Origin of the sequence: Escherichia sp. E4930 (assembly GCF_005845405.1) — a bacterium.
Taxonomy (GTDB): domain Bacteria; phylum Pseudomonadota; class Gammaproteobacteria; order Enterobacterales; family Enterobacteriaceae; genus Escherichia.
Map to the genome: position 1 here is coordinate 280,845 of NZ_VCDZ01000007.1, position 13,816 is coordinate 294,660.

Genomic DNA, 13,816 nt, shown 5'->3' on the forward strand with positions numbered 1-13,816 from the left:
ATAAAATGGAGTTTTACATGAAGGCTTTCAACAAGCTGTTTTCCCTCGTAGTTGCATCTGTTCTGGTTTTCTCTCTCGCAGGCTGCGGTGACAAAGAAGAATCTAAGAAATTTAGCGCTAATCTGAACGGTACTGAAATTGCCATTACTTATGTCTACAAAGGCGACAAAGTGATTAAGCAATCTTCAGAAACCAAAATTCAGTTTGCAACCATTGGTGCAACCACCAAAGAAGATGCAGCTAAGAAACTTGAGCCATTAAGCGCCAAATACAAAAACATTCCGGGCGTTGAGGAAAAATTAACCTATACCGATACTTACGCGCAGGAAAATGTAAATATCGATATGGAAAAAGTTGATCTGAAAGCCCTGCAGGGCATTTCCGGTATCAAGATGGGTGATGAAGATACCAGCAAAGGTGTCAGCATGAAGCAGATTGAACTGGTCATGGCTGCTGCTGGTTTTAAAGAAGTGAAATAATCTGTCGGCGGCCATGTTCTTGCATGGCCGCCATCTCGCCTTAGCTTTTCTTCACATGCTGGCGCGCTGCCAGTCCACGCAGAAAATAACGCAAGAATTGATCGCCGCATTCACGGAAGTTTTTATGATCCGGTGCACGCATCATCGCAGTAATTTCCGGCATCGAAACACGGAACTGTTGTTCGGTGAGGATCGCCAGAATGTCATCGGTTTTCAGTGAAAACGCGATGCGTAATTTTTTCAGCACGATGTTGTTATTAATGCGTCGTTCCGGCTCCAGTGCCGGAGCAGACTCATCCTTGCCGCGTTTTTCGTAAATCAAACCATTCAGGAATGAAGACAAAACAATGTCCGGACAACGCTGAAAACCCTCTTCGTCTTCTTTACGTAGCCAGACGGCGATCTGTTCCGCGGTGGCTTCAACATTAGCCAGCGCCAGGATACGCACCAGGTCATTATTGTTGGCTTTCAAAATGTAGCGCACGCTGCGCAGAATATCGTTACTTAGCATGAGGCCTTCGGGTGTTAATGAGGCAAAAAGCCATTTTAGCAGTCTTTTACAGGCCAATCGCCTCTTTTAAACTTTTCAGATAACGGCGGCTGACAGGGACGGTTAATCCATTACGCAAAATCAACTCAGCCTGACCGTTATCTTCCAGGCGAATCTCCTGTAAATGCGCGAGGTTAACCAGATACTGTCGATGGCAGCGCAGTAGCGGGGTGCGGCTCTCCAGCGTGCGCAAAGTTAATTCTGTGAAGCCCTCTTTCCCTTCCTGGCTGATAACGTAAACACCGCTCATTCGACTACTAACAAACGCCACATCTTTCATTTGCAGCAAATAAATACGACTATGACCGGTACAAGGGATAAATTTCAGCGCCTGCTGATTTTCCGGTAACAGCGAAACATCCTGCTTGCTGCGCTCCTGTCGCAAACGCACCAGTGTTTTCTCCAGCCGCGCTTCATCAATCGGCTTCAATAGATAATCAAAGGCATGTTCTTCAAAGGCTTTTATAGCGTATTCGTCAAATGCGGTGAGAAAAACAATATACGGGCGATGTTCCGGGTCAAGCATGCCAACCATTTCCAGACCGCTGATACGCGGCATCTGGATATCGAGAAACAACACATCCGGGCGCAGTTTATGCACCGCGCCGATCCCTTCTACGGCGTTTGAACATTCGCCGACAATTTCAATATCACTCTGCTCCTGCAGAAACACACGCAGGTTTTCCCGTGCTAACGGTTCATCATCAACAATTAAGACTTTAATCATGCCTCGTCCCTCCATGGCAGTCGTAACGTTATTCGGGTGTAACTATCAGGCTCACAGGCGACGCTTATCCCATAGTCATCGCCAAACCGTTCACGTAAACGCTTATCCACCAGATTCATCCCCAGCCCGCTGGCATTGGTTGCCGGTTGATACAAACCAGCATTGTCTTCGATCTCCAGCATTAAATGTTGCCCATCACGTCGGGCGCTAATTGCCACTCTCCCCGTATCCAGGAGTTGTGATGTCCCATGTTTAATGGCGTTTTCCACTATTGGTTGCAGGGTAAATGCGGGTAACTGCTGCTGAGATAACGCCTCCGGAATAGAAATGTTGACCTGCAACCGCGACTGGAAACGCGCCTTTTCAATTTGCAGATAAGCATTCACATGTTCAATTTCGTCAGCGAGAGTAACAAACTCCGAAGGCCGCTTTAAGTTTTTGCGGAAAAAAGTGGAAAGATACTGCACCAGCTGACTGGCCTGTTCGCTGTCACGGCGGATCACGGCTTTGATGGTGTTAAGTGCATTAAACAAAAAATGGGGATTGACCTGGGCGTGAAGCAGTTTGATCTCTGACTGGGTGAGCATCGCTTTTTGCCGCTCATACTGCCCGGCGAGGATCTGCGCCGAAAGTAGTTGTGCAATCCCCTCACCCAGCGTGCGGTTGATCGAGCTGAACAGCCGATTTTTAGCTTCATACAATTTGATGGTACCCATCACCCGCTGATTTTCACCACGCAGAGGGATCACCAGCGTTGAGCCTAACTTGCACTGCGGATGCAAAGAGCAACGATAAGGCACTTCGTTGCCATCGGCGTAGACCACTTCTCCGGTTTCAATGGCTTTTAAGGTATAAGCCGAAGAAATTGGTTTACCTGGTAAATGATGGTCGTCACCAATACCAGTAAAAGCCAACAGTTTCTCGCGATCGGTAATCGCTACCGCGCCAATATCCAGCTCCTGATACAGCACCTGGGCCACCTTCATGCTATTCACTTCGTTAAAGCCCTGGCGCAAAATGCCTTCCGTCGAGGCCGCAACTTTCAGCGCGGTAGCGGAAAAAGCTGAGGTGTATTTTTCAAACATCGCGCGCTTATCAAGCAAAATGCGCATAAACAGCGCCGCGCCCACGGTGTTGGTTACCATCATCGGCGCAGCGATATTACTCACCAGACGCACCGCATCTTCATAAGGTCGGGCAATCGCCAGGATGATCAGCATTTGCACCATTTCCGCGACGAATGTGACGGCACCAGCGGTAATGGGGTTAAAGACTTTATCGGTACGCCCGCGGCGGATCAGGATGCTATGTACCAGCCCGCCGAGCAATCCTTCGACGATCGTCGAGATCATGCAACTCAGCGCAGTCATGCCCCCCATCGAATATCGATGTAGACCGCCGGTCAGACCAACCAGTCCGCCCACTACCGGACCACCGAGTAAGCCGCCCATTACCGCACCTATGGCCCGGGTATTGGCAATAGAATCGTCAATGTGCAGCCCGAACCAGGTGCCCATGATGCAGAAGATGGAAAAGACGATATAGCAGAGAAATTTGTGCGGCAGACGAACTGTGACCTGCATTAATGGTATGAATAATGGCGTTTTACTCATTAACCACGCAATGACCAGAAAAACGCACATCTGCTGAAGCAGCAGCAACACCAGATTAAAATCGTACATACCCGCAAACCACACGTCCCTTTAAAACGCGTAACATACATTGCTCGCGTTCAACTTTCTTTGAACTGTTGCAGAAAAATGAAAAATCGTGAGTACGATCACTCAAAACAACCTGGCAAAAACAAAATCATCCTAATCGAGATCAAAAAACTGCCAAAACTACCTGGTTCATAAAAGAACGTCTACAGTTATGCTGGGACCTCGCAAGCAAGGGTGGGACGATGGCGCTTTACACGATTGGTGAAGTGGCGTTGCTTTGTGATATCAACCCTGTCACGTTACGCGCGTGGCAGAGGCGTTATGGGCTGTTAAAACCGCAACGCACAGACGGCGGTCATCGCCTGTTCAACGATGCCGATATCGACCGGATCCGGGAGATCAAACGCTGGATCGACAACGGTGTGCAGGTCAGCAAAGTTAAAATGCTACTCAGTAATGAGAATGTTGATGTGCAGAACGGCTGGCGCGATCAGCAAGAAACTCTGCTTAGTTACCTGCAAAGTGGCAACCTGCAAAGTCTGCGAATGTGGATCAAAGAGCGTGGTCAGGATTATCCCGCCCAGACGCTCACCACACATCTGTTCATTCCACTGCGCCGACGGCTTCAGTGCCAACAACCGACTCTCCAGGCACTGCTGGCGATTCTGGACGGCGTACTGATCAACTACATCGCCATTTGCCTGGCTTCGGCACGTAAAAAACAGGGCAAAGATGCGCTGGTGGTTGGCTGGAATATTCAGGATACCACTCGTCTGTGGCTGGAGGGCTGGATTGCCAGTCAACAAGGATGGCGCATTGATGTCCTCGCCCACTCGCTCAATCAACTACGCCCTGAACTGTTCGAAGGCCGTACATTGCTGGTGTGGTGCGGCGAAAATCGAACCTCCGCCCAACAGCAGCAACTCACCAGTTGGCAGGAACAAGGGCATGATATTTTCTCACTCGGCATTTAATGATTCGTTAACAAATGCGCTTTACTGTACAATCCTTTCGTTAACATAAGGAGTGCATTATGCGCATAGCTAAAATTGGGGTTATCACCCTGTTCCTGTTTATGGCGTTAGGCGGTATCGGTGGCGTAATGCTCGCAGGTTATACCTTTATTTTGCGTGCTGGCTAAGCGCCTGCACCAGCCGTTCAAACAGGCGGTCTACGATGATCGCCGCCAGTGCCACCAGTAACGCCCCCTGAATCACATAAGCGGTATTAAATCCGCTAAGCCCGATGATGATGGGCGTACCCAGCGTACTGGCCCCAACCGTTGAGGCGATCGTCGCCGTGCCAATGTTGATAATTACTGAAGTCCGCACGCCCGCCAGAATCACCGGCGCTGCCAGCGGTAACTCGACTTTGCGCAGTCGCTGACTACGGCTCATTCCCATGCCTTTGGCAACTTCGGTCACGCTGGCATCAATCGCTCCCAGCCCGGCAAGTGTCGCCTGCAAGATGGGGAGCACGCCGTAAAGGATCAGCGCGATAATCGCCGGTTGCTGGCCAAACCCAATCACCGGAACGGCAATCGCCAGCACCGCGACGGGCGGAAAAGTCTGCCCAACGGCGGCAATAGTTTCCACCATCGGGCGAAATTCCGCGCCCCACGGGCGAGTGACAGCAATTCCAGCACCAGTGCCAATGATCACCGCAAATAAACTCGAAATTCCCACCAACCAGAAATGGGCCAGCGCCAGGGCTGCAAAGCTTTCTTGCTGATAAACGGGCCTCGGCAGTTGCGGAAATAAAGCACCGAACAGCGGCTGGCTGTAAGGCAGCCAGAAGATCAGTGCCACAAACAGAGCAATGAGCCAGAACAGCGGATCGCGCAACATCTTCATACGCTTACGCCTCCACCAGCAGATCCTGAAAATGCAGCGTGCCGCAAGGCTGGCCCTGCGTGTTGACCACCGGCAGCACTTCGCATCCCCGCGCAACAAACAGGGAGAGCGCATCGCGTAGCGTCATCTCTTCTGCCAGCGCCTCACCTTCTGCCCGTTCTTCGCGGCGCACGTAATCCGCCACACTACGTAACGAAAGCAGGCGCACACCCAGTTCGCTGCGCCCAAAAAACTGGCGGACAAAATCGTTTGCCGGACGAGTCAGCATCGCCAGCGGATCGCCCTGCTGCACCACTTCACCGTGATCCATTAACACCAGATGTTCTGCCAGCCGTAGTGCTTCATCAATATCATGAGTGACCAGCACAATGGTGCGCCCCAGCAAACGGTGAATGCGCGTCATCTCTTGTTGCAACGCGCCGCGCGTTACCGGGTCCAGCGCGCCAAAAGGTTCATCCATCAGCAAGACTTGCGGATCGGCAGCCAACGCGCGCGCCACTCCCACACGTTGCTGCTGACCGCCGGAAAGCTGATGCGGATAACGCTCACGCAAATTCGGTTCCAGCCCCAGTAGCGCCATTAGTTCGTCGATACGATCGTCAATCCGCGCCCGCGACCATTTTTGTAATTGCGGCACGGTGGCGATGTTTTGCGCCACGCTCCAGTGGGGAAACAGGCCAATAGATTGAATGGCATAGCCCATCCGGCGGCGCAGCTCCAGCACTGGCAGCGAGCGAATTTCTTCTCCGGCAAAGCGGATCTCTCCGCTGTCATGCTCCACCAGGCGGTTAATCATTTTCAGGGTGGTGGATTTGCCGGAGCCAGATGTGCCAATCAGCACCGAAAAACTCCCTTCCTGAAAATTGAGATTGAGATCGTTAACGGCTTTTTGTGCGCCGAACCGTTTGCTGACATGGCTAAATTCAATCATTACGTTTCACCTTCAGCAGTGCGATAAGCAAATCGAACAGCGCGTCGGTAAGCACCGCCAGAACAATTACCGGGATCACCCCCAGCAACACTAAATCAATGGCACTGCTTAACAGCCCCTGGAAAACCAGCGCACCAAAACCGCCTGCGCCGATTAACGCCGCAATCACCGCCATGCCTACAGTTTGCACCATCACCACCCGCAGGCTGCGCAGAAATACCGGTAACGCCAGCGGTAACTGAACATGCAGGAAACGCTGCGCCCCGCTCATCCCCATCGCTCTGGCGCTCTCCAGCACATCACGCGGGATCTGGTTCAAACCGACTACCACGCCGCGCACCAGCGGCAGCAAGGCATAGAGCACCAGCGCAATCAGTGCGGGTGTCATTCCGGTTCCTGCTATGCCGAGCTTCCCCAGCCACGGAAAGGCAGTAACCAGCGCGGCAAGCGGCGCAATCAACAGGCCAAAGAGCGCCACCGAAGGCACGGTCTGAATGACATTGAGCAGAGAAAAAATCGCCCCCTGCCGCGCGGTGGAAAAGTAGCACCAGATGCCCAGCGGCACACCAATCACCAGCGCAGGCAGCACCGCACCAAACAGCAACGTCAAATGCTGTGCCAGCGCGTCATCAAACACATCCTGACGGTTGGCGTATTCTTTCATTAACGAGAGATCGTTAAGCGTGCCGGAGTACAGCAACCACAGCGGAATAATGGCAATCTGCATATGCAACAACCAGCGCCACAGCGGATGCGTGGTGATCCGGCGGATGGCATCGCTACAGGCCAGCAATGCCAGCGCCACAGCCAGCCAGAAACCACTGCCGAGGCTGGTACGCGCCAGCGCACTGCCGTTTTGCGCCAGCTGCGTCGCTGCTTTTCCTGCGCCCCATACCAGTAACACGAAGACGAGTTGCGCCAGAATGAGTGCAAAAATGCAGCCTTTTTTAGCGGGAATAAAACAGGCTGTCAGCCAGGCGCAGCCAACGCCCACCAACATCCAGATCGTTTGCGGCCACAGCTGCCAGAGATAACGCCCCTCACCAGAGACTAAACGATTAGGCGCGTAACTGATAAACGGCAGCGCCGCTGCGATTGCCGTCAGCAACAGCAGCAGCGCCAGAACAGGATTAATACGTAGATAAGTCACGGGAAATTACTTCGTCCACCCTTTTTGTTTCAGGTAGTCGGCAGCCACTTTTTTGGCATCCAGTCCTTCCACTGCAATGCTGGCATTCAGTTGCTGCAATGTTTTTTCATCGAGGCTGGCGAAGACTGGCTGTAGCCACTGTGCCATTTGCGGATACTCTTTCAGCACCGACTCACGCACCACTGGTGCAGGCGCGTAGATAGGTTGCACGCCTTGCGGATCGCTTAAGGTTTGCAGCCCCAGCGCCGCGACCGGGCCGTCAGTTCCGTAAGCCATTGCGGCATTAACGCCAGAGGTTTGCTGGGCAGCGGCTTTAATCGTCACCGCCGTGTCGCCACCGGCCAGTGACAGCAACTGATCCTGACCGAGCTGAAAGCCATAGGCTTTTTCAAACGCGGGTAACGCATCGGCGCGTTCGATAAACTCTGCCGAGGCTGCCAGTTTGAAGGTGCCGCCCTCGTTCAGATAACGACTCAGGTCAGCAAGCGAAGTGAGTTTGTTTTTCTCTGCCACATCCTGACGCACGGCGATGGTCCAGGTGTTATTCGCAGGTGCGGGCGTCAGCCAGATTAACTTGTTTTGCTCTGCATCGAGTTTTTTGACTTTCTCGTAACCTTGCTGCGCGTTTTTCCATGCCGCATCGTTTTCATCTTTAAAGAAGAAAGCGCCATTGCCGGTATATTCCGGATAGATATCCAGTTCACCGGAAGTAATCGCCCCGCGCACCACAGGAGTGGTTCCCAACTGGACTTTATTGACCGTCGGTACGCCGTGGCTTTCGAGTACCTGTAAGATGATGTTGCCGAGTAACGCACCCTCGGTATCGATTTTCGAACCAACTTTAACGGGGGAAGCCGCCTGTAACGGCAGGCTCACGACTGCCAACATAACCAGTGAACCTGTCCAGAGCTTTGAGAGTGGCATGATGCTTTCCTCATTCTTTTACTGTTGTTTTCAGCGAATTAAGAGAAAAGCATAGTTGATAATAACAGGGTTAGCCTGAGCGGACGGATTCAGTTGCAGAATCAGATAAATACTTAAAGGGCATATTCGGTCCGGCGTTTCCTGCCGGATGCGGCGCGAGCGCCTTATCCGGCCTACAAAGGGCGAAAATTCAGCAAGTTAAGATGTGAACATCAGGCAAAGGGCGCAAACGTCGCGCCCTTACTAAAGCATTACAGCAACTCAAACTCGCCTTTCTTAACGCGTGCGGAATCGGTGCCGATGAAGACGTTGAATTTGCCAGGCTCGGCATCATACTTCATCTGTTGATTCCAGAACTTCAGAGCCTCGATATCAATCGGGAAGCTGACGGTCTGAGTTTCGCCCGGTTTCAGGGTGATTTTCTCAAATCCTTTCAGCTGTTTCACCGGGCGACTCATGGAAGCCGTTACATCCTGCAAATACATCTGGACTACCGTCGCCCCTTCGCGCTTACCGGTGTTCGTCACCTGCACGCTGGCGGTCACTTTACCGTCACGCTTCATGGTCGGCGCAGAAAGTTTCACATCAGAGACGGTGAAAGTGGTATAGCTCAGACCATAGCCGAACGGATAAAGCGCCCCGTTAGCTTCATCAAAATAACGCGAAGTGTATTTGTTCGGCTTGTCGGCATTATACGGACGACCGGTATTCAGATGGCTGTAGTACACCGGGATCTGCCCGACCGAACGCGGGAAGGACATCGGCAGCTTGCCGGACGGGTTGTAATCACCAAACAACACATCGGCAATCGCATTACCCCCTTCCGTACCCGCAAACCAGGTTTCCAGAATCGCATCAGCCTGCTGATCTTCTTTCACCAGCGCCAGCGGACGACCGTTCATCAGCACCAGCACCAGCGGTTTTCCGGTGGCTTTCAAAGCCGCAATCAAATCTCGCTGGCTTTGCGGAATAGTGATATCGGTACGGCTGGAAGCCTCATGCGCCATCCCCTGGGCTTCACCGACCACAGCCACTACCACATCAGATTGTTTCGCGGTCTGCACCGCTTCATCAATCATCTCTTGCGGCGAGCGCGGATCGACTTTGACTGCTTCTTCATACTGATTCAGGAAATCGATAATGCCTTTGTCACTGGTGACGTTCGCCCCTTTGGCATACAGCACCTTACCGTTTTCACCGACGGCATTTTTAATCCCGGTCAGCACAGTCACGGATTGATCGGCGACACCGGCTGCGGACCAGCTGCCCATCACGTCACGTTTGCTGTCCGCCAGTGGACCAACCACCGCAATGGTTGCCGATTTTTTCAGCGGCAGGGTTTCAAGGCGGTTTTTCAACAACACCAGGCTTTCGCGCGCCACTTCACGTGCTTCTTTGCGGTGCAGGCGGCTTTCAGCATTGGTATCCACCGGGTCAGACTCTTTCGGACCGAGATGGCTGTATGGGTCGTTAAACAGCCCCATATCATATTTAACGTTCAATACGTGGCGGGCGGCGTCGTCCAGCTCTTCCATCGTCACTTTGCCGGATTTGATCAACCCAGGCAGATACTTCGAGTAATACTCGTCGCTCATGCTCATGTTGATCCCGGACTTAAGCGCCACGCGCACCGCATCTTCCGGGTCTGCCGCCGTACCGTGTTTGATCAACTCTTTGATTGCGCCATGATCGGAAACCGTGATGCCTTTAAAACCCCACTGATCGCGCAGGACATCTTTCAGCAGCCAGGAATCAGAGGTGGCAGGCGTGCCGTTGAGTGAGTTCAGCGCCACCATTACCGCGCCGCTGCCTGCGTCCAGCCCCGCTTTGTACGGCGGCATATAGTCATTAAACAGACGCTGCGGGCTCATATCGACGGTGTTGTACTCTTTACCGCCTTCTACCGCGCCGTAAGCAGCAAAGTGTTTGACGCTGGTCATCACCGAGTAGCGATCCGCCGGGCTTTTACCCTGCATCGCTTCAACCATGGTTTTACCCATAATTGAGGTGAGATAGGTATCTTCACCAAAACCTTCGGAAGCGCGACCCCAGCGAGGATCGCGCGAGACATCGACCATCGGCGCCCAGGTCATGTTCAGGCCATCGTCCGCCGCTTCATAAGCTGAAACGCGCCCGACGGTTTTCACTGCGTCGAGGTTAAAAGAGGACGCCAGACCGAGGCTAATCGGGAAGACGGTGCGCTGACCGTGCAGCACGTCGTAGGCAAAGAAGAGAGGAATTTTCAGGCGGCTCAGTTCCATCACCTGATCCTGCATGGCGCGGATATCCTGGCGTGTGACGGTGTTGAAAATCGCCCCCACCTGCCCGTCTTTGATCATCTCGCGGATCGCCTCTTTCGGGTTATCCGGACCAACGCTGATTAAGCGCAGCTGACCAATTTTCTCATCAACCGTCATTTTCTTGAGCAGTTCGGTGACGAACGCATCCCGCGCTTCGGGCGTTAATGGATGGTTGCCGAATAAATCATCCGCCAGTGCTGGCTGTAGGGCCAGACTCACCGCGATACCTACTGAACATAGCCATTTCATATGGATTATTCTTCCTCTGTTGCCCGACGTGGCAGCGAAAATGGTGCAAAAGCGGTAGTTTGCCATAAGCCTGATGGAGAGAGAAAAAGAAAGCTCAGTTTATTGTCTGAATTTTCAAAATATTCACTCGCTGAATTGTCATACAAGGCGCTATTCTAGTTTGTGATGTTTTTTCGCCACCACAAGGAGTGGAAAATGTCTTCCATGACAACAACTGATAATAAAACCTTTTTGAATGAACTAGCCCGTCTGGTTGGTCATTCACACCTGCTCACCGATCCTGCAAAAACGGCCCGCTATCGCAAGGGCTTCCGCTCCGGTCAGGGTGACGCGCTGGCCGTTGTTCTTCCTGGCTCGCTACTGGAATTGTGGCGGGTGCTGAAAGCCTGCGTCACCGCCGACAAAATTATTCTGATGCAGGCCGCCAATACCGGTCTGACCGAAGGCTCCACGCCAAATGGTAACGATTATGATCGCGATATCGTGATCATCAGCACCCAGCGCCTCGACAAGCTGCATGTTCTCGGTAAGGGCGAACAGGTGCTGGCGTATCCTGGCACCACGCTCTATTCGCTGGAGAAAGCTCTCAAACCATTAGGTCGCGAACCGCACTCGGTGATTGGTTCATCGTGTATTGGCGCATCGGTTATCGGCGGCATCTGTAATAACTCTGGTGGCTCGCTGGTGCAGCGTGGCCCGGCGTATACCGAAATGTCGTTATTCGCACGCATAGATGAAAACGGCAAGCTGACGCTGGTTAACCATCTGGGAATTGATCTAGGTGAAACGCCGGAGCAGATCCTTAGCAAGCTGGATGACGATCGCATCAAAGATGACGATGTGCGTCACGATGGTCGTCACGCCCATGATTATGACTATGTCCACCGTGTACGAGATATTGAAGCCGACACGCCCGCACGTTATAACGCTGACCCGGATCGCCTGTTTGAATCCTCCGGTTGCGCTGGCAAACTGGCAGTTTTCGCAGTGCGTCTGGATACCTTTGAAGCGGAAAAAAACCAGCAGGTGTTTTATATCGGCACCAACCAGCCGGACGTGCTGACCGAAATCCGCCGCCATATTCTTGCCAATTTTGAAAATCTGCCGGTTGCCGGGGAATACATGCACCGGGATATCTACGATATCGCGGAAAAATACGGCAAAGATACCTTCCTGATGATCGACAAGCTAGGCACCGACAAGATGCCGTTCTTCTTTAATATCAAGGGACGTACTGATGCGATACTGGAGAAGGTGAAGTTCTTCCGACCACACTTTACCGATCTCGCAATGCAGAAATTCAGTCATTTGTTCCCCAGTCATTTGCCGCCACGCATGAAAAGCTGGCGCGATAAATATGAACATCATCTGCTGTTAAAAATGGCGGGGGATGGCGTGGGCGAAGCAAAATCCTGGCTGGTAGATTTTTTCAAACAGGCCGAAGGCGATTTCTTTGTCTGTACGCCGGAAGAAGGCAGTAAAGCGTTTTTGCACCGTTTCGCGGCGGCAGGCGCAGCGATACGTTATCAGGCCGTGCATTCCGATGAAGTCGAAGACATTCTGGCGCTGGATATTGCTCTGCGGCGTAATGACACCGAGTGGTATGAACATCTACCGCCGGAAATCGACAGCCAGCTGGTGCATAAGCTCTATTACGGGCATTTTATGTGCTACGTCTTCCACCAGGATTACATCGTTAAGAAAGGCGTGGATGTGCATGCGCTGAAGGAACAGATGCTGGAGTTGTTACGCCAGCGCGGCGCGCAATATCCTGCCGAGCATAACGTCGGTCATTTGTATAAAGCACCGGAGACGTTGCAGAAGTTTTATCGTGAAAACGATCCGACCAACAGTATGAATCCGGGGATCGGTAAAACCAGTAAGCGGAAAAACTGGCAAGAAGTGGAGTAAATACGGCTGGATGCCTGATGCGCAAGCATCGCATCAGGCACGGGCATCGAATGCCGGATGCGGCGTGAACGCCTTCTCCGGCCTACGGGCAAGCAAACTTAATCGTTTTGTGCCGTCTGCCCTGCCGCCGCCATCTGGGCGGCCTTTTGTTTTTTATAACTCAACGCCGCTGCCGGAACGGGCATCACTTTGCCGGTTTCAATCCATGTACGCAGGCGGCTAGCATCGGCAAAATGGGTATATTTGCCAAACGCATCCATCACCACCAGCGCCACCGGTTTATTATTGAAAACCGTGCGCATCACCAGGCAATGCCCTGCGGCATTGGTAAAGCCCGTTTTGGTTAGCTGGATATTCCAGTTATCGCGATACACCAGATGGTTAGTATTGCGGAATGGCAGCGTATACGACGGGTTAGAGAAGGTCGCCATATCTTCACGGGTGGTACTTAACTGACCGATCAACGGATATTGTTTGGTGGCAATCAACAATTTGGTCAGATCACGGGCAGTCGAAACGTTATGCACTGATAGTCCGGTCGGTTCAACAAAGCGCGTGTTGTTCATCCCGAGAGCTTTTGCTTTCGCATTCATTGCTTTAATAAATGCGTTATAACCGCCAGGATAATGATGTGCCAGGCTCGCCGCCGCGCGGTTTTCCGAAGACATCAACGCCAGCAGCAACATATCTTTACGGCTGATTTCGCTGTTCAGTCGTACGCGCGAATAGACCCCTTTCATCTCCGGCGTCTGGCTGATGTCTACTTTTAGTTTCTCATCCAGCGGCAGTCGTGCATCCAGCACAACCATCGCAGTCATTAATTTGGTGATTGAGGCAATCGGACGCACCAGATCCGGGTGGTTCGAATAGATCACTTTGTTGGTATTAAGATCAACAATCATCGCACTACCGGAAGCAATTTCCGGCTGCGAAGCGGTGGTAGCGGCTGCCGTTTTCGCAGCGGCCTGCGGTGCAAAAGGCACAGCCAGCATCAGGGCCAGGCTAAATAAAGAAACTCGAAATTTCGGCATGATGAGCATTCAAATAGTGGTTCACGCGCACGGGTTGCGCACCGCCGGAG

The 13,816-nt window shown here is 52.4% G+C and carries 13 protein-coding genes; 4 read left to right on the top strand and 9 right to left on the bottom strand.

The window, feature by feature from the left end; translation table 11 throughout:
* Positions 1-17 precede the first annotated feature (17 nt).
* Positions 18-479: a YehR family lipoprotein gene (locus tag FFT88_RS11605; RefSeq protein ID WP_130207020.1), complete on the top strand. Its 462-nt coding sequence runs from the start codon at positions 18-20 to the stop codon at positions 477-479.
* Between the two features lie 40 nt (positions 480-519).
* Here the strand turns inward: FFT88_RS11605 and FFT88_RS11610 are convergent, their stop codons facing one another.
* The 3 genes from FFT88_RS11610 to btsS are packed head-to-tail and all read right to left on the bottom strand — an operon-like array spanning position 520 to position 3,438.
* Positions 520-990: a DUF1456 family protein gene (locus tag FFT88_RS11610; protein ID WP_130257535.1), complete on the bottom strand. Its 471-nt coding sequence runs from the start codon at positions 988-990 to the stop codon at positions 520-522.
* 46 nt (positions 991-1,036) lie between these two features.
* Complete coding sequence (btsR, locus tag FFT88_RS11615) at positions 1,037-1,756, bottom strand: two-component system response regulator BtsR (protein WP_130207024.1); 720 nt, start codon at positions 1,754-1,756, stop codon at positions 1,037-1,039.
* Entirely contained in the window at positions 1,753-3,438 is a 1,686-nt protein-coding gene (gene btsS, locus FFT88_RS11620; protein ID WP_130261142.1) for a two-component regulatory system sensor histidine kinase BtsS, read from the bottom strand. Before btsS ends, btsR begins: the two co-directional genes overlap by 4 nt.
* 221 nt (positions 3,439-3,659) lie before the next feature.
* Here btsS and mlrA point away from each other — a divergent pair, with 221 nt between their 5' ends.
* Both mlrA and FFT88_RS11630 read left to right on the top strand, forming a co-directional pair.
* The gene (gene mlrA / locus FFT88_RS11625; protein ID WP_130207028.1) at positions 3,660-4,391 is read left to right on the top strand and encodes an HTH-type transcriptional regulator MlrA; all 732 of its coding nucleotides are present in this window, start codon (positions 3,660-3,662) and stop codon (positions 4,389-4,391) included.
* 59 nt (positions 4,392-4,450) lie between these two features.
* Positions 4,451-4,558, top strand: coding sequence for a protein YohO (locus FFT88_RS11630; RefSeq protein WP_064526871.1), 108 nt, complete (start codon positions 4,451-4,453; stop codon positions 4,556-4,558).
* On the opposite strand, the gene yehW is transcribed toward FFT88_RS11630, so the two are convergent.
* The 5 genes from yehW to bglX form a co-directional block, all read right to left on the bottom strand.
* Positions 4,539-5,270: a glycine betaine ABC transporter permease YehW gene (yehW, locus tag FFT88_RS11635; RefSeq protein ID WP_135404890.1), complete on the bottom strand. Its 732-nt coding sequence runs from the start codon at positions 5,268-5,270 to the stop codon at positions 4,539-4,541. The genes FFT88_RS11630 and yehW overlap by 20 nt on opposite strands.
* A 4-nt stretch (positions 5,271-5,274) precedes the next feature.
* Entirely contained in the window at positions 5,275-6,201 is a 927-nt protein-coding gene (yehX, locus tag FFT88_RS11640) for a glycine betaine ABC transporter ATP binding protein YehX (protein ID WP_135404888.1), read from the bottom strand.
* Positions 6,194-7,351: a glycine betaine ABC transporter permease YehY gene (yehY, locus tag FFT88_RS11645; RefSeq protein ID WP_135404885.1), complete on the bottom strand. Its 1,158-nt coding sequence runs from the start codon at positions 7,349-7,351 to the stop codon at positions 6,194-6,196. The genes yehX and yehY overlap by 8 nt, the downstream gene beginning before the upstream one ends.
* A 6-nt stretch (positions 7,352-7,357) precedes the next feature.
* Positions 7,358-8,275, bottom strand: a complete 918-nt coding sequence (gene osmF, locus FFT88_RS11650; RefSeq protein ID WP_135404882.1) for a glycine betaine ABC transporter substrate-binding protein OsmF — start codon at positions 8,273-8,275, stop codon at positions 7,358-7,360.
* A gap of 251 nt (positions 8,276-8,526) precedes the next feature.
* On the bottom strand, positions 8,527-10,824 hold the full coding sequence (gene bglX, locus FFT88_RS11655; RefSeq protein WP_000871488.1) for a beta-glucosidase BglX: 2,298 nt from the start codon (positions 10,822-10,824) through the stop codon (positions 8,527-8,529).
* 195 nt (positions 10,825-11,019) lie between these two features.
* Between bglX and dld the strand changes: the two genes are divergently transcribed.
* Positions 11,020-12,735, top strand: coding sequence for a D-lactate dehydrogenase (gene dld / locus FFT88_RS11660; protein WP_135404880.1), 1,716 nt, complete (start codon positions 11,020-11,022; stop codon positions 12,733-12,735).
* Positions 12,736-12,833: 98 nt separating this feature from the next.
* Here the strand turns inward: dld and pbpG are convergent, their stop codons facing one another.
* Entirely contained in the window at positions 12,834-13,766 is a 933-nt protein-coding gene (gene pbpG, locus FFT88_RS11665) for a D-alanyl-D-alanine endopeptidase (protein ID WP_130207042.1), read from the bottom strand.
* Positions 13,767-13,816 lie beyond the last annotated feature (50 nt).

Coding starts and splice junctions, on each gene's coding strand:
- FFT88_RS11605 (WP_130207020.1), top strand. CDS start 18: ATGAAGGCTTTCAACAAGCTGTTTTCCCTCGTAGTTGCATCTGTTCTG.
- FFT88_RS11610 (WP_130257535.1), bottom strand. CDS start 990: ATGCTAAGTAACGATATTCTGCGCAGCGTGCGCTACATTTTGAAAGCC.
- btsR (WP_130207024.1), bottom strand. CDS start 1,756: ATGATTAAAGTCTTAATTGTTGATGATGAACCGTTAGCACGGGAAAAC.
- btsS (WP_130261142.1), bottom strand. CDS start 3,438: ATGTACGATTTTAATCTGGTGTTGCTGCTGCTTCAGCAGATGTGCGTT.
- mlrA (WP_130207028.1), top strand. CDS start 3,660: ATGGCGCTTTACACGATTGGTGAAGTGGCGTTGCTTTGTGATATCAAC.
- FFT88_RS11630 (WP_064526871.1), top strand. CDS start 4,451: ATGCGCATAGCTAAAATTGGGGTTATCACCCTGTTCCTGTTTATGGCG.
- yehW (WP_135404890.1), bottom strand. CDS start 5,270: ATGAAGATGTTGCGCGATCCGCTGTTCTGGCTCATTGCTCTGTTTGTG.
- yehX (WP_135404888.1), bottom strand. CDS start 6,201: ATGATTGAATTTAGCCATGTCAGCAAACGGTTCGGCGCACAAAAAGCC.
- osmF (WP_135404882.1), bottom strand. CDS start 8,275: ATGCCACTCTCAAAGCTCTGGACAGGTTCACTGGTTATGTTGGCAGTC.
- bglX (WP_000871488.1), bottom strand. CDS start 10,824: ATGAAATGGCTATGTTCAGTAGGTATCGCGGTGAGTCTGGCCCTACAG.
- dld (WP_135404880.1), top strand. CDS start 11,020: ATGTCTTCCATGACAACAACTGATAATAAAACCTTTTTGAATGAACTA.
- pbpG (WP_130207042.1), bottom strand. CDS start 13,766: ATGCCGAAATTTCGAGTTTCTTTATTTAGCCTGGCCCTGATGCTGGCT.